We start from the raw sequence: 24,644 nt of genomic DNA on the forward strand, positions 1-24,644 counted from the left end.
AACCATACGAGAGCTTTGTAGTTCAATCTATACTAAACAAATATACAAAAAAGGCAGACGATTATTCGTCTGCCTTTTGTCAGTATGTTGGTCACTGTTTATTTTGTGACGGTATCTGGCAGTTTAACACCGCGATATTTGGCTACGTCAACTTGTGGGATCTTCGATCCATATTTTGAATTGATCGCACTGATAAAGATATTGGCCATCAACGCATTTCCAATTGGTGTAAGGTGTATTCCATCCAGCGAGAATGCATTTCCGGTAATGTATTTGGCACTCACCGCTAATCCGTTGATACGAACACCATCTTTTACATTGTTCAAGAATTCATGCACATCAGCTAAGGCCAAGCCTTTTGAATTTGCAGCAGCTTTGATGGCGGTATTAAACTCATTGATGCGTTGTACCACTGTTGCCGTTTCGCTTACATCAAGTACGTATTTGTCTTCCACGGGGTTCAGTGGGTGTAAGCCGTACGGAATTTGTGCGGCATTAGGTTTTCCCAATAATCCCGTTGAGGAGAATGGTAGAACAAAATAATCTTGATCGGTAGCTGCACGAGAACCTGACTTTGTTGCAATGTAGATATTTGTTACCGGTGTCGGCGGATTTGTTGCATTCACGGCTGCCAGTAAGGCTGCACGGGTGACCGTTGTGAAATAAGGTGTTGCTGTTACATCTGGAATTGTGGCCAATACTCCTTTTCTATCCCCTTGAGTCAATGCCTGTACATAACCATTGAGAATCGCAGTAAACTGAGCTGTTTCTGTCAACACAGTTGTCGGATCCGGTTTATTTGTTATTGGGTTAATGTTCACCACACCACCGTTAGTTGCCCAGCCGAGCGCATCATTATTGCCCAGCGCAAAACTAAAGAAGGTGTGATTTTGCGTGGTGGAATAGGTGAAATAGGTTTTCATCATATCCGCATCTGGCAGCAAGCGCTCAAAATACATGTTTCCGGCGGGCGACCCCATGCCTGCTACCATAGAAAGGTCCATACGCATGCCCGGTACACCAAGGTTATTGATCGGATCTGTATATTTGGTCAATAATTTTGGTGAAGCTGAGCGATAAGCTAATTTATCGGTTACCTGTGCTGTCACAGGTTGTCCATTGACAAGTGCTGTAAGCGTAATATAGCCAGAGCCATTGGCTTGATCTTCACTGAAAAATGGCGATTTGAACTCACCACCACCCACTTGTTTTAATTGCTCCGCAATTAAATTGGGATAGGCTACTTTTTGGCCTTCCAAGTACAGTCCGCCATCTGCATAACCTGCTGCCAATGAATTACCGATGGCAACATATTTTGAAAAATTCACCGAACCAGCCGAAGGCGTATATTCGTCCAAGGTCGGTTTACATGAGGCGATCGCTAAAAGTGCTAACGCCGCAGCTATATAAAGTTTGTTTTTTTTCATCTTAGTCAAATTTGGCTGTTAATTACCATTTATAGCTTACACCAATACCAGGAGCAAAAATATTTGTTGCATACGTACCTGATAGATGGCTCTCCACGTTGGTTGACTGGCGAGCCACAATCCGTTGGTACGCAAAGGAACCTGTGACATCAAATTTTGGTGATGGTTTTATAGTAAAACCTCCCGATATTAAGTATCTGGTGTTGTCTGGCGTCTCGGGATAAACATAGGCACTCTGCTGTACCGGTGTTGCGATTACACCACCACCTATACGTAATTGCAAGCGGTCGGAAGCAAGGTATTCCAATCCTGCTTTGACGGATCCTGCTTTATCGTATTTTTTTGGTGAATGCGTATCTTGCAATACGGGCGTGTTTTCTTTGTAATCGAAATCTAGCGCCTTATAGATGTCATAATTGATGAGCGTTGCATCAAGAGCCATCTTCAATTTCTCCGAAATAGGGAAGGCGATGCCTGCGGCAAATGTGGATGGTAGCGGTAATTCAGCACTGAATTTGTTGCCCGCAGGGAAGTTGCTTGCGACGGATTCAGGTACGTCAAAAGTTGCATCGCCATTTTTAAGTTTGGTGACAACTTTAGAGCGGTAACTTATCGATATGGCAAACTCGTCTTCTAAGTTATAATGAATACCCACGTTATACCCCGTGCCAGTTCCGGTTCCTTTTAAGGTTGCCAGTCCGGCGTGACCATCCGGATAGAATACCGGAACAGAATTTTCGAGGTCTACGGTACCAACATTGTATACAAAACCACCCCCAACACTAAAATTTTCAGTCAGTTTGAAACTTAATGTGGGCTGAATATAGATTGCACGTAGCGAAAGGCTGACCAAACTGAATTTACCTACCCAATCTTTCCCCCAATCGACGGCTCCACCATACGGTGTGTAGACTCCAATACCGGCTTTCCACCAGGAATTTTTGGGGCCGAATGCGGCAAATAATGAAAAAGGAGTTGAAATCTGATTTCTAGTATGATAAACAACTGTACTTCCAACCTCTTGAAATGCAGATTTGTACATCACGGCATTGCCGGCAACTGAAATAGCATTATGGTCCATTTTTGCTAAGGCACCCGGGCTATAGAAAATGGAAGATTCATCTAAAAAGTAAGCAGAGCCTGCTCCTCCCATTCCCACTGCCTTGGGACTTTGTAGATTCACTTGTGATCCTTGTGCAAACAAGAGTGACGGACTTGCACAAAGTATTGAGAATAGTAGTTTCTTCATACTAGTGTTTATTGTTTGGTTAACATTCCTCTTTCAAATACAATGCTAACATAATAAATGTTTGACTAAAATTAATAAATGTTGTGTAATATTTTTTTTGCTCGTACCTTTAAGTGCAAGGATACTAAAAATTAAACGATCATATTATATGGCTACAATCACTTTTAAAGGCAATCCAGTAAACACGAAAGGCAGTTTACCACAGGTTGGCGAGCAAGCTCCTGATTTTAAATTAACTGCAGGCGATCTTTCCGATAAGTCTCTTACAGATTTCAAAGGAAAAAAAGTTGTATTAAATATTTTTCCTAGTGTAGATACCGGAACTTGTGCTGCTTCCGTACGTGCATTTAATAAAGAGGCTTCTCAGTTGGATAACACTGTTGTGTTATGTATATCGAAAGATTTGCCTTTTGCACAAGGACGCTTTTGTGCAGCAGAGGGGCTAAATAACGTAGTGACATTATCAGAGTATAAAGATTCAAACTTTTCAGATGCTTATCAATTGGCTATCGCTGATGGACCTTTGGCAGGTTTATTAAGCCGTGTTGTCATCACATTGGATGAAAATGGAAAAGTATTGTACGAAGAGCAAGTCGCAGAAATTGCTGATGAGCCAAATTATGCTGCAGCGATCGCATCGTTGAATTAAGAAGGCTGCGAGTGAATAAAAAAAGCCTTTGCTTATGCAAAGGCTTTTTTGGTTGATGTATATTCGCTAACCATAACAAAAGCGAATGTTTATTTTGTTTTCTCTAAAGCCTGCAAGATATCGTTGATGATATCTTGTTGATCTTCCAGACCGACAGACAGGCGGATACTGCCCGGTTTGATGCCCAGATTCAAACGTTCTTCTTCCGATAATTTTGAATGCGTCGTTGAAGCCGGATGCGTTGCGATTGATCTTGAATCTCCTAAGTTAGAGGTGTATAGGATCATTTCCAAATGATCTACAAAGGCTTTTGCGCGCTCAAAACCACCTTTGACAACAAAGGTTACAATACCGCCACCAGCTTTCATTTGTTTCTTGGCCAGCTCGTATTGTGGATGGCTAGGTAAAAATGGATATTTTACATCTTCAATTTCCGCATGATTTTCCAAGGCCTCGGCCAAAGCCAATGCGTTAGAACAATGGCGGTCCATACGGATGCCCAACGTGTCTAAACTTTTTGATATGATCCAGGCATTGAAAGGCGATAATGCCGGGCCTGTATGACGGATAAAGAACATCAATTTATCGATAAGCTCTTGTTTTCCGACAACAATTCCACCCAAAACACGCCCTTGTCCATCCATATATTTTGTTGCCGAATGGATCACGAGGTCAAATCCATACTGAATTGGCTTCTGGAGATAAGGTGTGGCAAAGCAATTATCAATTGAAAGGATGATATTTGGATATTTCTCCTTGAATTTACCCAGCCATTCCAAATCAACTAGTTCCAAGCCGGGGTTAGAAGGCGACTCTAAAAAGATGATTTTCGTATTCGGCTGGATTGCTTTTTCCCATTCTTCCGGATTAGCTGCGTCTACATAAGTCGTGGTCACACCCCAACGTGGGAATAGTTCTGTGAAGAGCTGATGTGTAGAACCGAATATTGCACGTGAAGAAACGATATGGTCTCCACTTTCGATAATTCCTGCAAAGGAGGCAAATACTGCTGCCATACCTGATGCAAAAGACAATCCTGCTTCTGCACCTTCAAGAATACAAACTTTGTTGATGAATTCTGAAGTATTTGGATTGGCATAGCGGGAATAAATCATTGCATCCTCTTCGCCAGCAAAGACCGCCCGACCTTGTTCAGCGCTGTCGAAGATAAAACTTGATGTAAGGTATAAAGGAGTCGAATGTTCGCGAAGTGCTGAACGATCGACCTGTTCACGTATGATTTTAGATTGATCTTGTTTCATGATGGGTAAAGTTACGAGATGAAATTTTTATATTCGTATAATTAGCAATGAAATAACCCATTTTATGAAAAAAATATGGCTTTTGCCTTGTACTATATTCCTAGTGCTTTGCTTTTCCTGTTCAAAGGACATAGACATGATGCGAAGAAGAGGTAAAAAAAATAACAGACTCTTGAATAAAAAAAGCCGGTACATGTACCGGCTTTTCTTTTATCATAAGATTAACTTACTTTTTGACGAATTGCATCACGACGATATCTCCAGAAATAAATGTCAATTCATTATCCCGTACATCAAAGTTTGTGGTAGACTTTAGACCATTCATAAATTCGTTGTAAGCTGCGTTCTCACAGTGCATCATGGTTGAAACCAATTTATCACCAATCTTGATCGAATTGCCTTTTTCGCTTTCGTAGGTTCCACCAATACCATTACAACCGTTGTTACCATCTACTTTATGGTCTTTTGTATTGAAAGTCAATGTTGGAATTTTGTCCTTAAATAAATCCTTAAGTTGTTTGCCTGCTGTCTCTGCTGTGGTCAGGGATTTAAGTTCCCAGGTGCCTTCCAAAGACGCATTGTCCACTGTGCTTGGTTTTTGGACCGTAGTCGCAGTGTCGCCGCTACCGGTTGCCTCAGCTTTTTTTCCCGTTGTGTTACATGCGATTGTTGAAAACGCCAATGCAACCGCTAAAATCATTAAATTTCCTCTCATAATCATTTTTAATAATATAAAACTTTTGTTATTTCGTCAGTATTTATATTCATGAAAGCAACCCGAAAGTTCTTTCTGGTCAATACGCTAGCGTAGCGAGCTCATTGATACCTTAATAAAAAAATACAAATCCATAAAGACAGATACTTTCAGAAAAAACATTCCTTTTTCTGCCCTATACTTATAATTATCATGCCAATCTCAAGTATAGCCCAATGGAGCATCTATTTGAATGCTGTTAACCACTTTATCCTCTATTAATAACGGATGGATGATTTTTGTTTGACCGACAAGATAAAGAATCTGATTTTTGGGGAAATTAGGGTGAAAAAAGGACAGTTTTAGGTTGATATAGCATATCAATCGAGGTAAAGCATGTTTTTCTTTGGTGTTGAAAGTAAAAAATCGCTTATGCAGATATACAAAAAGTTAAATAACTGGCTGTAAATAGCACCATTGATAAATTGGAATTCTTGTTTTAATCAATCGATTGATTTGAACAAAAAATACGATTTGACCCAGAGGTAAATCCTATTGGAGCTGAGCATCGGTCGGTTTTGTACGCAAATGTTACATACAGCATTTTGCAAAACTTCTTATCTTAGGGCTTTACAACCTAATTTTCTAGCACATAAATAAAGACTATGTTGACAATCTTGTTATCTTCCATTTTACTTTCCAGCGGGCCTGTAGCCAAATCAGATACTTTAAAAGCTTACGGGGCTCTGCCAACTGAGCGTCAATTAAAGTGGCAGGAGATGGAAACGTATTGTTTGATTCATTATACGCCGACAACTTTCCAAAATAAGGAGTGGGGTTATGGTGACGCACAGCCCGCGTTGTTTAATCCTTCGGCTTTTGATGCAAATCAAATTGCTAAGGCAGCGGCAGCAGGTGGTTTTAGGGGCTTAATTAGTGTGGCAAAGCACCATGATGGATTCTGTTTGTGGCCAACCAAAACAACATCCTATAGTATCGCTTCTTCACCATGGGAAAATGGAAAAGGTGATATGGTCAAAGACTTTATGCAAGCGACCCATCGAAATGGGATGAAATTTGGTGTATATCTTTCAGCTTGGGATCGTCACGATGAACGTTACGGTACGCCGGCCTATGCCGAAGCCTACAGACAGCAACTGACTGAATTGATGAGCAATTATGGCCCTTTGTTTACATCCTGGCATGATGGAGCAAATGGTGGTGATGGCTTTTATGGTGGCCATGAAGGAAAGCGTATCATCGATCGAACAACGTACTATGAGTGGCATGAAAAAACCTGGCCCATTGTACGAAAATTACAACCTGAAGCGGTTATTTTCTCAGATATCGGCCCGGATATGCGTTGGGTGGGTAATGAAAAAGGATTTGCTGCTGAAACATCATGGGCAACATTTACGCCGATTGGCTTAAACGGAAAAGTCGCTGTACCTGGAGCGACAGAATCACATAATGCCGAAACAGGCGACCGTAATGGTAAATATTGGATACCTGCTGAATGTGACGTGCCGCAACGTCCGGGATGGTTTTATCATGAAGAACAAGATAGCCGTGTAAAAACACCAAACCAGCTTTTTGAGATCTATTTAAAATCAGTTGGGAGAGGAGCATGCATGAATCTTGGCTTAGCACCGATGCCTTCCGGTACATTACATGAGAATGATGTGAAGTCGTTAGAGGCTTTTGGAAAAAAAGTGAAAGAAACTTTCCGCACCAATTTAGCCAAAGGAGCGACCATCACGGCATCCAATGTCCGTAATGGTGATTCAAAATCCTATGGTACTTCATTGATTACCGATAATGATCGCTACAGCTATTGGGCAACAGACGATTCCAAAACATCGGCTACATTGGAAATAAAATTAAAATCCCCCGCTAAGTTCGACCTTATTCAGTTGAGAGAGAATATTAAGTTGGGACAACGTATCGATAGTGTTTCGATTGAACGTTGGGAAAATAATAGCTGGAAACCTTTGGCCAAAGCAACAAGCATCGGTGCAAACCGCCTCATCAAACTCGAGCAACCTCAAACTGCAAGTAAACTACGTCTTCATGTTTATGCTCCGGTAGCAATCACGCTCAGTGATTTTGGATTGTTCAAGGAGTATAACGAGCCCTTTGCATTTAATACCAAAGAGGTGAAAAAGCTGACTGGATTTAAGATTTCGACAGGTAGATCCAATAATAATGCTTATATATCTGACGGAAAACCAGGTACTTTTGCTACTGTTGCCGATCAAGGTGTAATCGTCGTCGCTACAGACAAACCTGTTTCTGGTATCGGCTTCCTGCCTCGTCAGGATGGAAAGAACATGGGGACACCAACACATTATAAAATATCAACCAGTACCGACGGGAAAACATGGAGCCTTGCTAAAGAGGGCGAGTTTTCCAATATTAAGGCAAATCCAATTTTGCAACAGGTATTTTTTGATACGAACAGCGCAACCAAGTTTATCAAATTTGAACCAAAACAATTTATCGACGGCAATGAATTAACCATAGCAGAACTTGAATTGTATGGCAAATAGATTTTTAATGCTTATTGTGGTATGTATATGTCATACCACGTTGCTTTTTGCTCAACAAAATCCACTCGTACTTTGGTATAATAAGCCTGCGAAGGTCTGGGAAGAGACTTTACCACTGGGAAACGGACTTATCGGCATGATGCCAGATGGAAATCCTAGTCAGGAAAAGATCGTACTCAACGAGATTAGTATGTGGTCGGGCAGTCCAGAAGATCCCAATAATTATGAAGCCTACAAAAATGTTGACGCTATTCAGGCACTGCTTAAGGCCGGTAAAAATGATGAAGCAGAAAAACTGGTCAATGAAACTTTTGTGACCAAAGGCAAGGGGTCTGGTTTTGGTAATGGTGCAAAGGTTCCCTATGGCTGTTATCAGCTATTCGGCGACCTTTTACTGGATTACAAATTGCCCGCGGGTACGATCGAAGATTACAAGCGTTCCTTGGACTTAGCGACTGCCTCGGCACAGACTTCATTCAAGATCAACGGGCAACAGTTCCAACGTCGTTATTATACTTCTTTTGATAAGAATGTAGGTATTATCCAATTGAGCCAACCTAAGGATGAGGTACAGCAATTAGGCATATCATTCCAGCGCCAGGAAAATATTGACCGTTATACCTTGTTGGACGACGGGATTCTGATCGAGGGATCTTTGCCTGATGGAAAGGGAGGTAAAAATCTGAAATTCGTTGGATTAATTCAGGTTAAAGGTAAAAATCTGCAGATCAGCAAAAAGGATAAAACCTTAGAGGTGTCTGCGAAAGGTGGTCTCACGGTCTATTTCTCAGCAAGTACTTCCTATTATGGGAAGGATCCGTTACCTGTTGTCAAAGCAGCTGTTGCAGCCGCAAAAACTGCTGACGAACAGAAAATATATAAAAACCATCTTGCTGCCTATCAAAAAATCTTTAATCGGGTAAATCTTAATTTGTTTGGAAATACGGCGAATAACGCTATCCCTACCAATGAACGGATTGCCAATTTCTATAAAAATCCAGTTCAGGACCCTGATCTGGCCACAATTTATTATCAGTATGGGAGGTATTTGAATATTTCAAGTGCTGCTCCTAAAAATACAAATTCCCTGCCGCCAAATCTGCAGGGACTATGGGCCAATCAGATCAATACCCCTTGGAATGGTGATTATCATCTCAATATCAATGCACAGATGAATCATTGGGGCGTGGAGGTCAATAACCTGAGCGAATATCACAAGCCTTTTATCGAAATGATAAAGCGGATTGCAAAAACTGGCGAGCAGACAGCAAAGGCTTACTATAACGCACCGGGTTGGGTGGTCTATATGATGACGAATATCTGGGGGTATTCCGCTCCGGGGGAGCAGGCTTCCTGGGGAGCCAGTACGGCATCGGGCTGGCTATGTAACCATCTCTGGGAACATTACCTGTTTACTGGGGATAAAAATTACCTCAAAGAGATTTACCCGATACTCAAAGGAGCGGCAGAGTTTTACGATCATACATTGGTTCAGGACCCTAAAACAGGATGGTGGGTCACTTCACCGTCGGTGTCGCCAGAAAATGCTTTCCGAATGGCCAATGGAAAAGTTGCTGCGGTTGTGATGGGACCTACCATTGATAACCAAATCGTAAGGGAGTTATACCGGGCGGTGATCCAGGCTGATTCTATCCTTGTGACGAAAGATAGTTTTGCCAGTGCCTTGAAAGCGAGGCTGAAGGATATCCCTCCGCCTGTAGTTGTTAGCCCATCCGGGCGTGTGATGGAATGGCTCGAGGACTATCAGGAAGTTGAACCTAAACATCGGCATGTATCGCATTTATATGGTCTGTATCCTGCGGCATTTATCTCGCCACAGACAACACCCGAATGGGCTGAGGCTGCACGTAAGACTTTAGCGGTACGTGGCGATGAAGGAACGGGCTGGTCTAGAGCCTGGAAAATATTGTTTTGGGCCAGATTACAGGATGGTGATCATGCACTCGAAATTCTAAGGCAGTTGCTTAAACCCGCTTTTACCAATGAAACAACCTATCAGGGAGTCGGAGCTGGCACTTACCCCAATTTGTTCTGCGCACATCCACCTTTTCAGATTGACGGAAACTTTGGTGGTGCAGCCGGGATTGCCGAGATGTTGATACAGAGTCACAATGGTTATATTCACCTGTTGCCTGCGTTACCAAAAGCCTGGTCTAAAGGCGAAGTTAGCGGTCTCAAAACCAGAGGAAACTACACTGTGGATATGAAATGGGAGAATGGAAAGGTTTCCGGCCTCCAGATTAAAGGTAAAAAAGGAAAGATTCGTCTATTTGAAAACGGAAACTATAAAGATTATGAAGTTCGTTAACTATTTTTGCTTGATTTCTGTGCTGGCCTTGGGGACGACAGCCTGTACACAAAAGTCCGAATCGGCGAAGACAGCCGCCTTGTTGAATAGCTTTAGCTATAAGATAACTGGAAAAACCACTGCCGGGGATGGGACTCAGGTGAGCCTCGTCGATCACGATAATAAAATGCAGCAATTTGTAAAAACGCAAGTTTCTAATGGGCAATTTGTTTTGGAAGGCGAACTTGCCATGGCCGGATTTTACGATATTCAGATTAAGGGTATGGAGCCCTATACATTATTTGTCGAAGGCGGAAGTGACTATGATTTAAGTGAAGATCAGGGTAAGTTTACCTTGACAACCTCTTCGCAGAACGCCAAGGATTTCATACAGTTCAATGCGAACTACAAACAGCGGGAGCAGGAGGAAAAAAATAAAACGGCAAATAAAAGCCAACGAGTAAGGCAGCTGGAGAGTCAGTTGCCTTCGATGGCTGCAAGAAATGATGGTTCCTATGAAAAAGCAGTAGACGAAATACAGCGCTTAAACGGCAATGCCGCATTTAATCCACGCACGCTATACGCCGATTTTATTCTCGATAGTACCCACCGATCATCTTTGGTATTGCCTTATTTTTTTAAATACGTCTCCCTAGATCAGACGAATTATAAAAAGTTCGATGCAGCATTGCAGGGTTTTAATACGGATCTGCAGAAGCATCCCTATTTTAAATTTGCCCGCGAAAAAGTCGATCGGGTGAAAGATTTTTATGAAAATATGCCTGTATTTCCTTCGATTACACCAATGAATGTAGAAAGGGATACCTTAGCGCTAAAGGATATTTCAAAAGCTAAAATGCTGATTGCCGCATTTTGGAAAGCTTCCAATACCAATAGCAAGGCCGATATTGGAATGTTACGGAAAAAAGAATCTCAGTTGAACGCTATGGGGGTAAGGGTTATCTATTTTTCGCTGGATAAGGATCTGGATAAATGGAGTAAATCAAGCAAGGACCTGGCCTTAGGTAAGCAGAGTTACTTTTTGAATTATAACGACCAGGCAACGATGGAAAATGACTTTGGTATAGATCGTACACCAAGTTATCTCTGGATAAACCCACAGACCCTAAAAATTTTATCCTTAAGTGGTGAAGATCCAGCGATGCCACAGTTTTTAGGGAAAGTAAAGGAATTTGTTGCTAAAAATTAACGTTTATTGTCTTAAAAAACCTTACATTTGAATTAACTGTTTAATATTTGTTATTTCAATACGTAATGAAAGTTGTTCAATTTACAGTTCCGGTGGTTTACCAAGGATCTATTTGTGTGCAGGAAGACATTCTGCCTTCATTTTACAGCAATTACCACCGGCATAAGGAAATCCAGCTGACCTATATCTTAAAGGGTAGGGGAACCTTTATGATTGGCAACTTTACACATAGTTTTGAAGAGGACGAAATCTATATCGTTGACGCGGATGAACCGCATATGTTCAAGACTGGCGAGGATATAAGGGATGGCATTCATGCCATCCATATTTTTTTCGACTACGAACATTTTAAACCCTTTCTGGATTTCCCTGAATTCGATGATGTCAAGTATTTTCTGGAACACATCAACGTCAGTAAAAAATTGGATGCGGAACACTCCGTCGCGCTGAAAGAAAAGTTTGTACAGATTAACGTGAGTGCGGGCATAGATCGTCTCCTCTCTTTTGTGAAGCTGATTAATTTTCTAAGTAAAAAAGTAGAACAATGGACTTCGCTCTATACAGGCATTCCACAGAAGAAGTTTTCAGATGCCGAGGGATTGCGAATCAACGAAATATTCCAATATACCTTTCAGCATTTTGGAGACAAGATTTCTCTGGAAGACATTGCTGCGGTGGCGCACATGACGCCACATGCCTTTTGTAAATATTTTAAGAAGCATACCCGGAAAACCTATGTAACCTTTCTCAATGAAATCCGGATAGAACGGGCCTGCAAAATGTTGATTGACGAATCTTCGGAAAGTGTTTCTAATATCGCTTTTAAAACGGGATTTAATAATGTTGTCAATTTCAATCGGGTATTCAAAAAAATAACTAAACTTTCACCCAGTGAATATGTACAGGAACATCGTATGCGCGACTAGGCTGTTTGGCGGATGTTACTATGCTCTTTAATTGAATCGTCTATGGAGCTTTCCAAGCTATAGCAGTATCCTCATCCCGTTGATTTTTGGTAGGCTCCCCTCCCCGGAAATCGGAAGAATGGTTTTGTTGACAATATCGGAGAAAGACTCGTCAATAAAATTTAAAAATAGCAGGTGCTAAAATGGTATTTTTGAGTTCTAACGATAACCATTCCGATGAATAAAAATCTATTTATTGCACTCATAGTTTTATGTATATCTGCCCTGCAGCTCCGGGCCCAATCTTCTCTTTTTAAGATCGATACGCTGCAATACCAAGGGACGGATAAGCATATTGTCAATTTGGTCATTTTGGGGGACGGTTACACCAAAGCAGAGCTGGATGATTATGCTGCCGATGCCAAGCAATTTACCAACTATTTTTTCTCGATCGAACCTTTTAAACAATACAGTAGTTTTTTTAATGTGTTTGCAATTCGTACGATCTCCGAAGAATCTGGCGCAACACACGATTGCAAAGCGGGTGACTGTGTACATGGTGAAACCGATTTGAGTAAATATCCGCCACGTTATAATAAGTTCACACGGGATCATGCTGTTCCGGTTGCTCATCCGAACACGATTTTTGGAAGCAGCTTTGACAATGGTGGTTTACATCGTTTGGTTGTACCTCAGAAAAATGATCGAATTGAAGAGGTATTGAAGACACATACCCCCAATTATACACAGGTTGTTGTGTTGGTCAATTCCCCATTTTATGGTGGTTCAGGAGGTAAATGGGCAACTTCTACTGTTAATTTTAAGAGCAATGATATCGCGGTACACGAAATTGGACATTCTTTTGCCCAGCTTGCGGATGAGTATTGGGCTGGAAATCAATATGCTATTGAGTCTACGAACCGCTCACAGTCGGCAGATGCAGATCATGTTTCCTGGAAATACTGGCTCGGAAAAGATGGGGTAGGGATTTACTCGTATGGTGGTAAAGGTTCGCCTTCAAACTGGTTTAGACCACATGAGTATTGTAAAATGCAGTATTTGGTAGCTCCATTTTGCCCTGTCTGTCAAGAACAATTTGTGGCTTCCATCAAGAAAAAATCAAGTCCATTTATTCAAGTAAAGCCAGGGGTAGACCAGACACTTACTTTGGATAGTGTTCAGAAATTTTCGCTACGATTGGCAAAACCTTCTCCAAACACCTTTAAGTTATGCTGGTTGTTGAATGACGAGACAATTGCAACCGACATTGATTCTATTTATCTCGATCCTGGTATGTTAAACGTGGGAACAAATACATTAAAGGTAATGATTCAGGATACAACCAATTTGTTGCGCAACCCCTTGTATCTTAATTATAAGGATTCCGTTGTATGGACCTTTAATCAGAGCAAGTTGATTGATTTGGCGAAACCACAGGTAACATGGGGCGATACACTGGAAACCTGTTATGGAGGAGCTCAGGTACTTACTGTAAAGCATCCTGTTGCCGGACTTCAATACCGATGGTATGATGCTGCCACAGGATATTGGGAAGAGACGGGCCGTAATATTTTTCTGCAGGATATTGTGGAGTCAAAAGTGTACCTCGTCCGTGGAATTTGGGATGACCGGGTCTCCGAGAAGACAAAAATTAATATCAATACACTGAGTAAAATCGATAAACCAAAGCGTATTGCCGTTAAAATCGATAAGAAAAAAAATACAGTACAGTTGACGGTAAAGGATAAAGTCGATACGCGTTATAACTACATCTGGTTGAATGAAGATGGCAGTCCGATCTATGAATGGGATGAATTCAATGGTGAGTACGTACGCCCAACAGGAGTCAATAATGTACTTACCATCAAATTAGCAAGCTCATCGAGAAAGGTATACGTCCAAAAAATCGACAAAGAAACCACCTGTAAAAGCGAAAAAACAATTGTAACTTTTTAGTTGTACGGTTGTAGTTAAATGATTTATAAGTTAATTTTAGTCTGCCGGTTAATTAACTTATAATCATTTATATTTATGAAGAAAAAATCCAAGTCGACTTGGTGTATTTTTTCATGTGTATTCATCCTGGTTTTAGCCGCAATGCCTTCGTGCAAAAAACACGCAAAACTTCCCGATGAAAACAATGAAACAATTCATGCGGTAAAATTCAAAATCAAGGATTTTGAAGCGATTGTTACTCCCCTAAAAAAACAATCATCCAATGCAAAACGAGCTGCCCATAGTGGAGCTACATCCGAAGACCAGCTGCTGTATCATTGGACCTTTGACAACAGCAATGCCGTTCCAGAAAACGCCCTTGATGAAGCTGTTGTGATCGACTATGACAATGGAAAAAAGAACTATGATTTTTTAGGCGGCTGGCCTGCAACGGGAAAGGCCATTAGTTTCAAAGGCGGTAAGGAGATCCTGGTCAAAATTCCTGCTACAGGTATCCTATCCTTAGGCAGTTGGGTATTCGATTGCAATAGTTCGAATACGGGGCCAAGAGCACTGCTCCTGAGTTACTCGCTGGATAAGGGGAATAGTTTTTCGGAGCTCTCAGACACAATTAAATATCCGCCGAATCTGAACCAGTCAGCTAAAATCCCTGTGAGCGCATCATTGGGCAATATTTCACTCGGTAACAGTAAAGAGCTTTGGTTGAAAATCTCATTATTTGCGGGTAGCAGGGATGGGGGAGCAGGCTACAGTCCAACGACAGGTACTTTTAAGATGGATAACCTGATGATTTATGGACAAGTAAACCCTGCGGCTTTACCCAGCAAATTTTACTACCATGTATTCGATGCAAAATCCAAAGGCGATGGTCAAATCAGGGGTGCTAGATTCGCAGGAAGCTTTTGATGTCGAATTGCCAAATGGAAGCTATTACCTGAGTCTGATTGCTAAAAACTCAACATTGCCGCTGATTATGGCTGAGGCTACGGACTTTGAACACTTTTATGTTACGAATTCTTTTGCGGAACGAGCTGCGGAGCTATTTGCCGGTCGGGATACCTTTGAGGTTAAAGGGGCTACAGAACGGGTATTGAACTTAAACCGGATCTATAGCGAGGTCAAATTGACCTTTACAGACAGCGAAGACCTGAGCGTGATCGATAGTATTCAGGTGGAGCAGCTTCATCCGGTATTTCATTATTATCCTTTTATGACGCGAAGTAGCGATCAGTTCGATAAAAGTGTGCTGACGGTTTTCCCACATTTTACAGCGGCGAATCAAAGCTTTACTTTTAATCAATTTATGGGCTATTATCGCGATAATACCGCGATTAAATATCAGTTCCGTGTTTTCAGGGAAGGTAAATTGCTGCGTACATTTGAATTGGGGAGTGAAATCCGAAATAATGTCCAAATACAGTTTAAGGGCAAATTGCTGGAGACCGCCAACGGAAATCTAGGTTTTCAGGTCGTGAAGAACGAGCATTGGGACGACAATATTGTGATAGAATACTAGTCGAAGCTTTTCATACAGCATCTAGCCTCCTACATCTATCAACACAAAAAAGGTGTCCACTGCTGGACACCTTTTTCTTTTATAGCGATTTTGACTATATTAATTTTTTAAGCAGGGTATTCCAACCAGCCAAGTCATTCAATATTTTTTCAAGATCGGCAATGGCGACACGTTCCTGTGCCATTGTATCACGGTGACGGATGGTAACGGTATTATCTTCCAGTGAATCGTAATCAACTGTGATACAGATTGGTGTTCCGATTGCGTCTTGACGGCGGTATCGTTTTCCGATTGCATCTTTTTCGTCATATTGAACGTTGTAATCCAATTTTAGCGTATTTAGGATTTCACGTGCTTTTTCTGGTAAACCATCTTTTTTGGTCAATGGTAAAATTGCAGCTTTTACCGGTGCCAATGCTGGTGGGAACTTCAATACGACACGAGAATCTTGTTTTTCTGCTGTAGAAAGATCCTCTGTTACCAGAGCGTTACATAATACAGTTAAGAAAAGACGATCCAATCCAATTGACGTTTCGATTACATAAGGAATGTAGTTTTGATTGATTTCAGGATCAAAATATTGCATTTTCTTTTTAGAAAATTCCTGATGTTGTTTCAAGTCAAAATCTGTACGCGAGTGGATACCTTCAACTTCTTTGAATCCGAATGGGAAGTTGAATTCAATATCAACTGCAGCATTTGCGTAATGCGCTAATTTATCGTGGTCGTGGTAACGGTAGTTTGAAGGATCGAAGCCCAATGCCAAATGCCATTTCAAGCGTGTCTCTTTCCATTTGTTATACCATTCCAATTCAGTACCCGGGCGGCAGAAAAATTGCATTTCCATTTGCTCGAATTCACGCATACGCATGATAAACTGACGTGCAATTACTTCGTTACGGAAAGCTTTACCAATTTGGGCGATACCGAAAGGAATTTTCATACGTCCTGTTTTTTGAACGTTCAGGAAGTTGACGAAAATACCTTGTGCAGTTTCGGGGCGAAGATAAACTTGATCTGCGCCATCGGCCATAGCACCCATCTGAGTTGCAAACATCAAATTGAATTGACGTACTTCAGTCCAGTTTTTGGTACCTGAAACCGGACATACGATATTGTGTTCTTCAATAATGGTTTTTAGTCCAGCTAAATCGTCTGCATTCAATGCGGTATTCAAAGCGTCTAATAATGCAGCAGCTTCTGCTGTCTTACCATCTGCTTCATAACGTGAAATTTTATCTTCGATCAATTGATCGGCACGGTAGCGTTTTTTTGAATCCTTATTGTCGATCATCGGATCATTAAATCCATCAACGTGACCAGAGGCTTTCCATGTTGTCGGGTGCATGAAAATTGCGGCATCAATACCAACAATGTTTTCGTGCAATTGCACCATGGATTTCCACCAATAAGTCTTTAGGTTGTTTTTTAATTCCGAACCTAATTGCCCGTAATCGTAGACGGCACTTAATCCGTCATATATTTCGCTCGATTGAAATACAAAACCGTATTCCTTCGCGTGTGATACTACACTTTTGAAAAAGTCGTCTGTTTGTTTGCTCATAAGTGGCAAATATAGATATTAGTATTTAGATTTTAAACGCCTAAATCACGGATCTGCTGGGAAGCATTTTTGTTATCTACTTTTTTAATGATATGCTGGATAATGCCATCTGCATCAATCACAAAAGTGGTGCGTGCTGTGCCCATATACTTTTTGCCATACATGTTCTTTTCGACCCATACGCCATAGGCCTCTACAAGGCTCTTGTCTTCATCTACAAGCAGCTGAAAAGGAAGCTCATGTTTGCTGATGAATTTTTGGTGCGATGCTTCGCCGTCCACACTTACGCCTATGATTTCAAAACCATCTTTTTTCAAAGACTGATAATTGTCTCTGAAATTACAGGCCTCCGTGGTGCAGCCCGGTGTATTGTCTTTTGGATAAAAATATAAAATAACTTTTTTCCCTTTAAAATCTGAAAGATGGACTGTTTCACCATTTTGATTTTTTGCACTGAAATCCGGTGCTTTTTGTCCTATTTCTAGTGTTGCCATATTACCTTGTATTTAGTTTGATTAAGATACGATTAATCTCTTGAACCGCCTGATTTATTGCCAAAAATTAAGGGTCTACCTTATAAAAGAAGCTTCGTATGTCTTTAAATTCCCTTTGTTGTCTTTCACTTCGAGTTTAAACGCATGTCGGCCACTGCTTAAGTCGGGTTCGAATTCGTGCCAGATATGTCTCGTTTTAGGATCATATTTCATCAAGGCCCATTTTCCATCAATATAAGCGTCAAAAGTATCTATTCCTGAGAGATTGTCGCTGATTGTAAAGTCAATGGATTGCTGTCCACTCACATTCTTTCCGTCGGTCAGGTTACGTGCCACAATATTCGGTGCAATGGTGTCAACAGCAACATAAAAACCGCCAAACTCGCGTACATTGGCCACGACCCAACCGTTTTCATATTTACCTCCCTGTGCTCCACCGTCGGAAGAAACAATCAAAGCCTTGTCATAAAGATTTTCAGACAAGCTGTAGTCTGGTTTGATCATGAGCTTGTAATATCCAAAGACCGGTGTATAAGCGTTGTGGATATAGTGTATTGCCGAGTAGCCTTTTGCAGGTTTTGCTCCCTGCGAATAATTGAAGTAAAGGTCGTCATACAATATATTTTTGCTCATATAAACCCGGGCATTCTCCGCTTCATATTTGTTCTCGTCAGCATAGTGGAACATTTTTAAGCCGACCCCATTTGTGCGACTAATTGAAAGTGAAGGGTTATTCTGGACTATAAAATTCAATTCGCTCGTATTCCCTTGCACATCCTTGACAACATATTTGACGTCATGGACCTCATTGTCTTTCAATTCGATTTTTCCCAGGTTGTCCAGGTGTTTATAGATGTTGATCGGATTGTTTGGATCTTTAAAACTTTTTTGAACGCGTACACCGGATTTTTTTAAGTAGGGGTAATCGACATAAGACTGGATCGCACGGGTCTGATCAAAAGGGATTGATTCAAACAGCACCGTACTGATGTTTTTGTTGTCCAAGAAAAGTTCGATCGAGTAGACACCATACGTAAATGAGATACCGCTACGTTTATCGACAGTGTTAATGCCTAGCCCAAAGGTGCCATTCACAGAGATGGGGGCGTTTGTTGCTAAACTATAATTGCCTCCGCCAACAGATTTGATGGTTTGATGTCTACGGGGCGTATTTTCATCAAATAGCTCGGAGCCTAAATCATAGACCGTCATGCCGCGGATGATCGGTTTTACACCATCCGGAAAGAGCAGTCCGAACAATTGTGGATTGAGTGGTAGCTGCGCTTTTGTATCACGGATTTCAAAATGAAGATGCGGACCTGCAGATCCACCTGTATTGCCGGAATTTGCAATAAACTCCCCTTTTTTTACAGTGACCTGGTTCGGTTTGAGGAATACATCGACATCAAAACGTTTCTGTTTGTACTGCTCATCTTTGATGATTTTAGCAAGATCCGAGTTGAAACTTTCTAGGTGCATGTATACCGAGGTATAACCATTGGGGTGATCAATATAAACGTAATTACCACCACCACCTATCTGCACCCTGACGCGGGATACAAAACCTTCCGCCGCCGCATGCACGGGAATATTGATACGTTGTTGTGTCCGATAGTCGTCTCCGCCGTGGAAGTGCGTTGCCCGCAATTCGCCGAACGATCCTGAAGCCTGCGGCGCTATGTCCATGGGCCGTACAAAATAATTTTGTGGATAATTACGGCTTTTGATAATATCTTGTCCCTGGCTCAAACCTGCCATACCAGTGAGGAGAGCCAGTAATGCAATTCTTTTTTTTGTCATAGGATGTTGCAGCTTATTTAATTTTACAGCTAAACATCTTCTGTTCGCCGATGAACCCTTCCAATAAATCGCCGATGGCTACAGAGCCGACACCGACAGGCGTACCTGTGTAAATGAGGTCCCCTTTGCGGAGGGTAATAAATTTGGAGGTATACACAATCAGATCTTCGTAGGAGAAAATCATGTCCTTGGTATTTCCCTGCTGAACTGTTTGCCCATTTTGCTGCAGGGAGAAATCAATCGAATTCACGTCTGTTAGCTCCTCTTTAGGAATCAAGTTGCTGATCACTGCAGAATGGTCAAATGCTTTTGCCAGTTCCCAGGGAAGGCTTTTTGCTTTTAGTTCTTGTTGTACATCTCTCGCGGTGAAGTCAATTCCCAGGCCGACAGCATCGAAGTAAGTTGATGCAAATTTTGGTGTCACATGTTTTCCCTCTTTACAGATCCGGAGGACAACTTCGGTTTCGAACTGAATATTTTTGGAGAATTCCGGATAATAGAAATCTTTGTTATCCTTTAATACCGCAGTATCAGGTTTTAAAAATATAATGGGATTTTCAGGAACAGGATTATTGAGCTCTTTCGCGTGGTCGATGTAATTGCGACCGATTGCAATTATTTTCATGATATAAATTTTTAAGGCAATGAAGCTTTCAGATTTCTTGCGAACTCATGAGTTCGGTTTTCATTGCGTGTACGTTTGAGGCGGTATTCGAAAGTACTATAGGCCATTTGTGAGCGACCTTCACTTGGCCGGAATGCGCAATGCTAACGAACGTCATGTGAGGAACGATATGGCTATCTTCTAAAAGCTTGTCGTGCATCCATACTCGGTATACTTTAGTTTTCGTTTACCACAACAAACTTAATAAATGTCTAAAGCTTATCCAAAAATGAAGGAAAACAACTGTTTTTATACATATTATCAAATTAACTATTTACATAGGGTTTAGTTAGGGTTAGCTTAGGGTTTAGTTAGGGTTTGTTTAGGTATAACCTAAATAAACCCTAACTTAAACCTAGCTAAATTCTAATTTATTGCTAAACTAAGTCAAACATTGATAACTATTATTTGTTAGGGTGTAAAATAGATCCCGCAATTACAATAAAAAGGTTTAAAAATGGCAATATTAGAAGATGGTCCAAATGGTGGTTTTCGAGGCAAAGTAGGTTCAGTATATGGCTACAATCTCAATGGAAAATGTGTTATACGGGGGGCGAGGAAGAAAAGTACGAAACCACCAACTGCCGCGCAACTGGCGCATCGTCAGAAAATAAAATTGGTAAGTGAGTTTTGTGGCTGGATAAAGCCTATTGTCAACTTTGGGTATCAATTTGAAGAAACTAAAAACTCCGGACGAGGGAAATTTCAACTTGCACAGCAGCATATTTTCAAAAATGCGCTTGATGTGGATGTCGAAAATAAACCAGTTATTAATATGGAAAAAGTGCAGGTATTTGTCGGGGAGCTCGTCTCACCCGAAGGTGTTCTGGCCCGTTGGGAAGACGGTCTGTTGAAATTATCGTGGATACCGAATCCGAAATACGGGGATAGCATGTTTAAATTAAATTTGGCCTTAGTTAGTTTAGATCGAGAGGGCGACCTCAAAATGGCCATCGCGGATGCGGCGCAGGGGGAATGTACGGTTGACATCGCGACATTTAGAAAGGATAAATTTGATTATCATGTCTACATCGGTTTTTGGGATACCTATCATGGTGCATTCTCAAATTCTACCTATTGTGGCGTCATTTAATAGGATTTTTCCACCTACTTGTGTATCTTTAACACTATGAATAAAATACAGGCGGTATTGTTCGATCTGGACGGTACGTTAATTGATTCGGAATATTTCTATTTCAAAAACTGGGCACCTATCTTAAAACAGGAATTTAACCTTCAGATCAACTATGAAGATTGGATTCGCGATTTTGCTGGACATACTTTAGCACATAATGTCAAGCGTCTTACCGAGGACTATGGCTACGACGTGACGGAAGAACATATGTGGAAGCGTACACGTGCTGCTTATGCCGATTCTAATATGAGCGATATAGAATTGATGCCTGGAGCGCGAGAAATTTTAGCTTTTTTGAAAGCAGAAGATATCCGTATCGGGCTTGTAACCTCGAGTTATAGAAGTACGGTCGATACTGTTTTGGGCAAGCATGAGCTTTTGGATTATTTTGAGTTTTTTGTCACGCGTGAGTGTGTGGAGTTGCCAAAACCCAATCCGGAACCCTATCGTTTGGCCTTGAAAAATCTGGGTCTACCAGCAGACCGCTGTGTGGCTATCGAAGATACATCGACAGGAAGTACATCGGCATTGGGAGCAGGGACGCAGTTGATTGCAGTTACGAAACAGGAGGTAGAGCGCGCTAGACTAACAGCTGTTGATAACATTGTGGAAAACTTATCTGAGGCAAAAGACCTGTTGGCGCAATGGATTTGAGGGTTGTAAAATAATTTAATCGATTTAGCATTTGTATTTTTATTCGGATATATGTAATATTACCGAATTGTAAAGGGAACTCTGATTATGAACCGTAGAACCGCAATAAAGCAATTTTTCATTATAGCTGGCGGACTGACAATTTTGTCATCCTGTCTGAATGATGGAGGTGCATCAATTGTATTAAATAAGCTGAAGATTTCGGCGGAAGATGAACAATTTTTGGGCGATCTGGCTGATATCCTGATTCCGAAATCGGATACACCAGGAGGAAAGGAATTGAACCTGCATCTTTTCGTTATCAAAATGGTGGATGATTGTGAGTCGCCAGAAAATCAGGCTAAATTTGTCGCTGGTTTCAACAAATTGAGAAAACAGTTGAATTTAAAAAATAGCAAAGAGACGGAGACCACTTTGGCGGGATTAAAAGACCAAACTGACGAGAAGGCTTTTTTTGAGACCTTCAAATCGCGTGCAATTCAGGGGTATATGAACTCGGAATTCGTGATGAAGAATAAGGTGATCTATAAACTTATTCCAGGCCCGTACAATGGTGCGGTAAAAGTTAAGGCGTAAATAGCACATGGCAAATTTAAATATTGACAGTGAAAAAAACAGAACCTACGATGCGATCGTGATCGGTTCGGGAATTAGTGGCGGTTGGTCCGCAAAAGAGTTGTGTGAGAAGGGTTTGAAAACATTGGTTTTGGAACGTGGACGTGATGTACAACATATCAAGGATTACCCAACCACCAATATGATGCCTTGGGAGTTTGAACATCGGAATGAAATGCCTTTCAAAGTAAAGGAAGAAAATCCGATTGTCAGTAAATGTTACGCATTTCACGAAGATGCGGCACATTTTTTTGTAAAGGACAAGGAGCACCCTTATATTCAGGAGAAACCTTTTGACTGGATCAGAGGCTATCAAGTTGGTGGAAAGTCCTTATTATGGGCGAGACAGACGCAACGTTGGTCTGACTTTGATTTCGAAGGCCCTGCGAGAGATGGTTTTGCTGTAGATTGGCCGATACGTTATGCTGATTTAGCACCCTGGTATGCTTATGTCGAGAAATTTGCCGGTATTGCCGGTAATTATGATGGACTTCCTGAATTGCCCGACGGCGAGTTTCTGCCTGGATACCCCTTAAATATTGTCGAGAAGTATTTTAAAGAAAGCGTTCAAAAGAAATTTCCGGAGCGCAAAGTGATTTCAGCACGTTGTGCACACCTGTCTAAGCCAAATCAGATTCACATCGAGCAAGGACGTGTACAATGTCAGAATCGGGTACTTTGTCAGCGCGGATGTCCTTTTGGTGGATATTTCAGCTCCAATGCAACGACAATTCCTTGGGCCGCCAAGACTGGAAATATGACTTTACGCCCATTTTCGGTTGTTCATTCGATCCTTTATGATGAACAAAAGGGAAAAGCAGTGGGTGTACGTGTTATTGATACCAATACCAAAGAGGAAATTGATTTTTATGCCAAATTGATTTTTGTTAATGCGGCTGCAATCAATACTAATTTGATCTTATTGAATTCTAAATCGAACCGTTTTCCAAATGGTTTGGGTAATGATAGCGGTGTGCTCGGAAAATATGTGGCCTTTCACAACTATAGTGCACGCATTTATGCGGAGTATGAAGGAATGTTGGATTTTACGGCCGAAGGACGGAATCCCGCAGGTGGAGGGTATATTCCACGTTTCAGAAACTTGCACAAACAGGAAACGGACTTTTTAAGGGGCTATGCTGCCGGGTTCGGAGCTTCGCGTAGTAAAGAGTCCGATCGTTCGGGCTTAGGGCTAGATCTGAAAAACAATTTGTTGAATCCTAAATTAGGTGTTTGGCAGGTTGGATCTCACATGATGGGTGAAACGATACCAAAAGAATCGGGAATGGTTTCATTGGATAGCAATAAAAAAGATGACTGGGGTATTCCTTTGTTGAAAATTGCTGTCGATTATGATGAGAATGATGAAAAAATGAAAAAGGATTACATTGCTGTCATGACGGAGATGTTTACGGATGCTGGCTTCACAAACATTCGTCCGGATACACACTGGCAGGCTCCAGGTTTGGATATCCATGAAATGGGCGGTGCACGTATGGGGCACGATCCGAAAACTTCGGTATTGAATAAATGGAATCAGATGCATGCGGTGAAAAACGTTTTTGTCACAGATGGTGCAAGTATGACCTCGACATCAACACAAAATCCTTCATTGACCTATATGGCATTTTCGGCTCGATCTGTCGATTATGCGATTAGCGAAATGAAGAAAGGAAATATCTAATGTGCTGGGGAAAGGTTTTGAAAATAAATCTTTCCCCAGTAAAATTAAAGTGTTATCTTTCCAACTTAATAACACCCTAAACCAAGAAATAAAAACCAAAAGGGGAATAACAACGAATAAACAATTAAAGAACCAATAAGTAATAAAAAAAGACAATTAAAAAACCAAAATAGGGAAACCAAAAAATTTTACAACAAATGCAAAAGCGATTTAGCTTATTTTATTGCAAATGCTATCTGGTAATAATCCCATAAGCATTTTGAGACCTGATGTTTTCTGTTAAATGAAAGCAAGGGGAGTTTAACAAGC

General features: G+C 41.2%; 20 protein-coding genes. 12 read left to right on the forward strand and 8 right to left on the reverse strand.

Translation table 11 applies throughout. The annotated features are described in order from the left end of the window. Positions 1 to 98 precede the first annotated feature (98 nt). The gene (locus tag OK025_RS09925) at positions 99 to 1,427 is read right to left on the reverse strand and encodes an SGNH/GDSL hydrolase family protein (protein ID WP_317669333.1); all 1,329 of its coding nucleotides are present in this window, start codon (positions 1,425 to 1,427) and stop codon (positions 99 to 101) included. Between the two features lie 22 nt (positions 1,428 to 1,449). Next, positions 1,450 to 2,676, reverse strand: coding sequence for an OmpP1/FadL family transporter (locus tag OK025_RS09930; RefSeq protein WP_317669334.1), 1,227 nt, complete (start codon positions 2,674 to 2,676; stop codon positions 1,450 to 1,452). A gap of 148 nt (positions 2,677 to 2,824) precedes the next feature. Here OK025_RS09930 and tpx point away from each other — a divergent pair, with 148 nt between their 5' ends. Then, a complete protein-coding gene (gene tpx / locus OK025_RS09935) occupies positions 2,825 to 3,325 on the forward strand; it encodes a thiol peroxidase (protein WP_317669335.1) in 501 nt (166 codons plus the stop codon). Between the two features lie 89 nt (positions 3,326 to 3,414). On the opposite strand, the gene OK025_RS09940 is transcribed toward tpx, so the two are convergent. Beyond that, the gene (locus tag OK025_RS09940; protein ID WP_317669336.1) at positions 3,415 to 4,587 is read right to left on the reverse strand and encodes a trans-sulfuration enzyme family protein; all 1,173 of its coding nucleotides are present in this window, start codon (positions 4,585 to 4,587) and stop codon (positions 3,415 to 3,417) included. A 226-nt stretch (positions 4,588 to 4,813) separates the two neighbouring features. Then, positions 4,814 to 5,302 carry an META domain-containing protein gene (locus OK025_RS09945; RefSeq protein WP_046673701.1) on the reverse strand — a complete coding sequence of 163 codons (489 nt, stop codon included), beginning with the start codon at positions 5,300 to 5,302 and terminating at the stop codon, positions 4,814 to 4,816. Positions 5,303 to 5,946: 644 nt separating this feature from the next. On the opposite strand from OK025_RS09945, the gene OK025_RS09950 reads away from it, so the two are divergent. From OK025_RS09950 to OK025_RS09980, 7 genes are all read left to right on the forward strand, one after another. Then, positions 5,947 to 7,830 carry an alpha-L-fucosidase gene (locus OK025_RS09950; protein WP_317669337.1) on the forward strand — a complete coding sequence of 628 codons (1,884 nt, stop codon included), beginning with the start codon at positions 5,947 to 5,949 and terminating at the stop codon, positions 7,828 to 7,830. Continuing rightward, complete coding sequence (locus tag OK025_RS09955) at positions 7,820 to 10,159, forward strand: glycoside hydrolase family 95 protein (protein ID WP_317669338.1); 2,340 nt, start codon at positions 7,820 to 7,822, stop codon at positions 10,157 to 10,159. Before OK025_RS09950 ends, OK025_RS09955 begins: the two co-directional genes overlap by 11 nt. Then, complete coding sequence (locus tag OK025_RS09960) at positions 10,146 to 11,348, forward strand: DUF4369 domain-containing protein (RefSeq protein WP_317669339.1); 1,203 nt, start codon at positions 10,146 to 10,148, stop codon at positions 11,346 to 11,348. The genes OK025_RS09955 and OK025_RS09960 overlap by 14 nt, the downstream gene beginning before the upstream one ends. Before the next feature lie 65 nt (positions 11,349 to 11,413). Then, a complete protein-coding gene (locus tag OK025_RS09965) occupies positions 11,414 to 12,274 on the forward strand; it encodes an AraC family transcriptional regulator (protein ID WP_317669340.1) in 861 nt (286 codons plus the stop codon). Between the two features lie 216 nt (positions 12,275 to 12,490). Beyond that, positions 12,491 to 14,209 carry a M64 family metallopeptidase gene (locus OK025_RS09970; protein WP_317669341.1) on the forward strand — a complete coding sequence of 573 codons (1,719 nt, stop codon included), beginning with the start codon at positions 12,491 to 12,493 and terminating at the stop codon, positions 14,207 to 14,209. 75 nt (positions 14,210 to 14,284) lie between these two features. Further along, on the forward strand, positions 14,285 to 15,115 hold the full coding sequence (locus tag OK025_RS09975) for a hypothetical protein (RefSeq protein ID WP_317669342.1): 831 nt from the start codon (positions 14,285 to 14,287) through the stop codon (positions 15,113 to 15,115). After that, positions 15,075 to 15,725 (forward strand): hypothetical protein, encoded by a 651-nt coding sequence (locus OK025_RS09980; protein WP_317669343.1) that lies wholly within the window; start codon positions 15,075 to 15,077, stop codon positions 15,723 to 15,725. The genes OK025_RS09975 and OK025_RS09980 overlap by 41 nt, the downstream gene beginning before the upstream one ends. A 94-nt stretch (positions 15,726 to 15,819) precedes the next feature. On the opposite strand, the gene OK025_RS09985 is transcribed toward OK025_RS09980, so the two are convergent. The 4 genes from OK025_RS09985 to OK025_RS10000 form a co-directional block, all read right to left on the reverse strand. Then, entirely contained in the window at positions 15,820 to 17,289 is a 1,470-nt protein-coding gene (locus OK025_RS09985) for a glycine--tRNA ligase (RefSeq protein WP_317669344.1), read from the reverse strand. A 32-nt stretch (positions 17,290 to 17,321) separates the two neighbouring features. Then, positions 17,322 to 17,783 (reverse strand): thioredoxin-dependent thiol peroxidase, encoded by a 462-nt coding sequence (bcp, locus tag OK025_RS09990; protein ID WP_312335357.1) that lies wholly within the window; start codon positions 17,781 to 17,783, stop codon positions 17,322 to 17,324. 75 nt (positions 17,784 to 17,858) lie between these two features. Further along, entirely contained in the window at positions 17,859 to 19,583 is a 1,725-nt protein-coding gene (locus OK025_RS09995; RefSeq protein ID WP_317669345.1) for a M23 family metallopeptidase, read from the reverse strand. A gap of 13 nt (positions 19,584 to 19,596) precedes the next feature. Beyond that, positions 19,597 to 20,208 carry a fumarylacetoacetate hydrolase family protein gene (locus tag OK025_RS10000; protein ID WP_317669346.1) on the reverse strand — a complete coding sequence of 204 codons (612 nt, stop codon included), beginning with the start codon at positions 20,206 to 20,208 and terminating at the stop codon, positions 19,597 to 19,599. 496 nt (positions 20,209 to 20,704) lie between these two features. Between OK025_RS10000 and OK025_RS10005 the strand changes: the two genes are divergently transcribed. From OK025_RS10005 to OK025_RS10020, 4 genes are all read left to right on the forward strand, one after another. Next, positions 20,705 to 21,340: a DUF6266 family protein gene (locus OK025_RS10005; RefSeq protein WP_313184969.1), complete on the forward strand. Its 636-nt coding sequence runs from the start codon at positions 20,705 to 20,707 to the stop codon at positions 21,338 to 21,340. Positions 21,341 to 21,376: 36 nt separating this feature from the next. Then, the gene (locus OK025_RS10010) at positions 21,377 to 22,036 is read left to right on the forward strand and encodes an HAD family phosphatase (protein WP_317669347.1); all 660 of its coding nucleotides are present in this window, start codon (positions 21,377 to 21,379) and stop codon (positions 22,034 to 22,036) included. 87 nt (positions 22,037 to 22,123) lie between these two features. Further along, on the forward strand, positions 22,124 to 22,612 hold the full coding sequence (locus OK025_RS10015) for a gluconate 2-dehydrogenase subunit 3 family protein (protein ID WP_317669348.1): 489 nt from the start codon (positions 22,124 to 22,126) through the stop codon (positions 22,610 to 22,612). A 7-nt stretch (positions 22,613 to 22,619) separates the two neighbouring features. Beyond that, on the forward strand, positions 22,620 to 24,335 hold the full coding sequence (locus OK025_RS10020; RefSeq protein WP_317669349.1) for a GMC family oxidoreductase: 1,716 nt from the start codon (positions 22,620 to 22,622) through the stop codon (positions 24,333 to 24,335). Positions 24,336 to 24,644: the final 309 nt, after the last annotated feature.

The sequence above is a fragment of the Sphingobacterium sp. UGAL515B_05 genome (assembly GCF_033097525.1).
GTDB lineage: Bacteria > Bacteroidota > Bacteroidia > Sphingobacteriales > Sphingobacteriaceae > Sphingobacterium.

Excerpts from the sequence above, each read along its gene's own strand:
- OK025_RS09925 (WP_317669333.1), bottom strand. The coding sequence starts at position 1,427 with ATGAAAAAAAACAAACTTTATATAGCTGCGGCGTTAGCACTTTTAGCG.
- OK025_RS09930 (WP_317669334.1), bottom strand. The coding sequence starts at position 2,676 with ATGAAGAAACTACTATTCTCAATACTTTGTGCAAGTCCGTCACTCTTG.
- tpx (WP_317669335.1), top strand. The coding sequence starts at position 2,825 with ATGGCTACAATCACTTTTAAAGGCAATCCAGTAAACACGAAAGGCAGT.
- OK025_RS09940 (WP_317669336.1), bottom strand. The coding sequence starts at position 4,587 with ATGAAACAAGATCAATCTAAAATCATACGTGAACAGGTCGATCGTTCA.
- OK025_RS09945 (WP_046673701.1), bottom strand. The coding sequence starts at position 5,302 with ATGAGAGGAAATTTAATGATTTTAGCGGTTGCATTGGCGTTTTCAACA.
- OK025_RS09950 (WP_317669337.1), top strand. The coding sequence starts at position 5,947 with ATGTTGACAATCTTGTTATCTTCCATTTTACTTTCCAGCGGGCCTGTA.
- OK025_RS09955 (WP_317669338.1), top strand. The coding sequence starts at position 7,820 with ATGGCAAATAGATTTTTAATGCTTATTGTGGTATGTATATGTCATACC.
- OK025_RS09960 (WP_317669339.1), top strand. The coding sequence starts at position 10,146 with ATGAAGTTCGTTAACTATTTTTGCTTGATTTCTGTGCTGGCCTTGGGG.
- OK025_RS09965 (WP_317669340.1), top strand. The coding sequence starts at position 11,414 with ATGAAAGTTGTTCAATTTACAGTTCCGGTGGTTTACCAAGGATCTATT.
- OK025_RS09970 (WP_317669341.1), top strand. The coding sequence starts at position 12,491 with ATGAATAAAAATCTATTTATTGCACTCATAGTTTTATGTATATCTGCC.
- OK025_RS09975 (WP_317669342.1), top strand. The coding sequence starts at position 14,285 with ATGAAGAAAAAATCCAAGTCGACTTGGTGTATTTTTTCATGTGTATTC.
- OK025_RS09980 (WP_317669343.1), top strand. The coding sequence starts at position 15,075 with ATGGTCAAATCAGGGGTGCTAGATTCGCAGGAAGCTTTTGATGTCGAA.
- OK025_RS09985 (WP_317669344.1), bottom strand. The coding sequence starts at position 17,289 with ATGAGCAAACAAACAGACGACTTTTTCAAAAGTGTAGTATCACACGCG.
- bcp (WP_312335357.1), bottom strand. The coding sequence starts at position 17,783 with ATGGCAACACTAGAAATAGGACAAAAAGCACCGGATTTCAGTGCAAAA.
- OK025_RS09995 (WP_317669345.1), bottom strand. The coding sequence starts at position 19,583 with ATGACAAAAAAAAGAATTGCATTACTGGCTCTCCTCACTGGTATGGCA.
- OK025_RS10000 (WP_317669346.1), bottom strand. The coding sequence starts at position 20,208 with ATGAAAATAATTGCAATCGGTCGCAATTACATCGACCACGCGAAAGAG.
- OK025_RS10005 (WP_313184969.1), top strand. The coding sequence starts at position 20,705 with ATGGCAATATTAGAAGATGGTCCAAATGGTGGTTTTCGAGGCAAAGTA.
- OK025_RS10010 (WP_317669347.1), top strand. The coding sequence starts at position 21,377 with ATGAATAAAATACAGGCGGTATTGTTCGATCTGGACGGTACGTTAATT.
- OK025_RS10015 (WP_317669348.1), top strand. The coding sequence starts at position 22,124 with ATGAACCGTAGAACCGCAATAAAGCAATTTTTCATTATAGCTGGCGGA.
- OK025_RS10020 (WP_317669349.1), top strand. The coding sequence starts at position 22,620 with ATGGCAAATTTAAATATTGACAGTGAAAAAAACAGAACCTACGATGCG.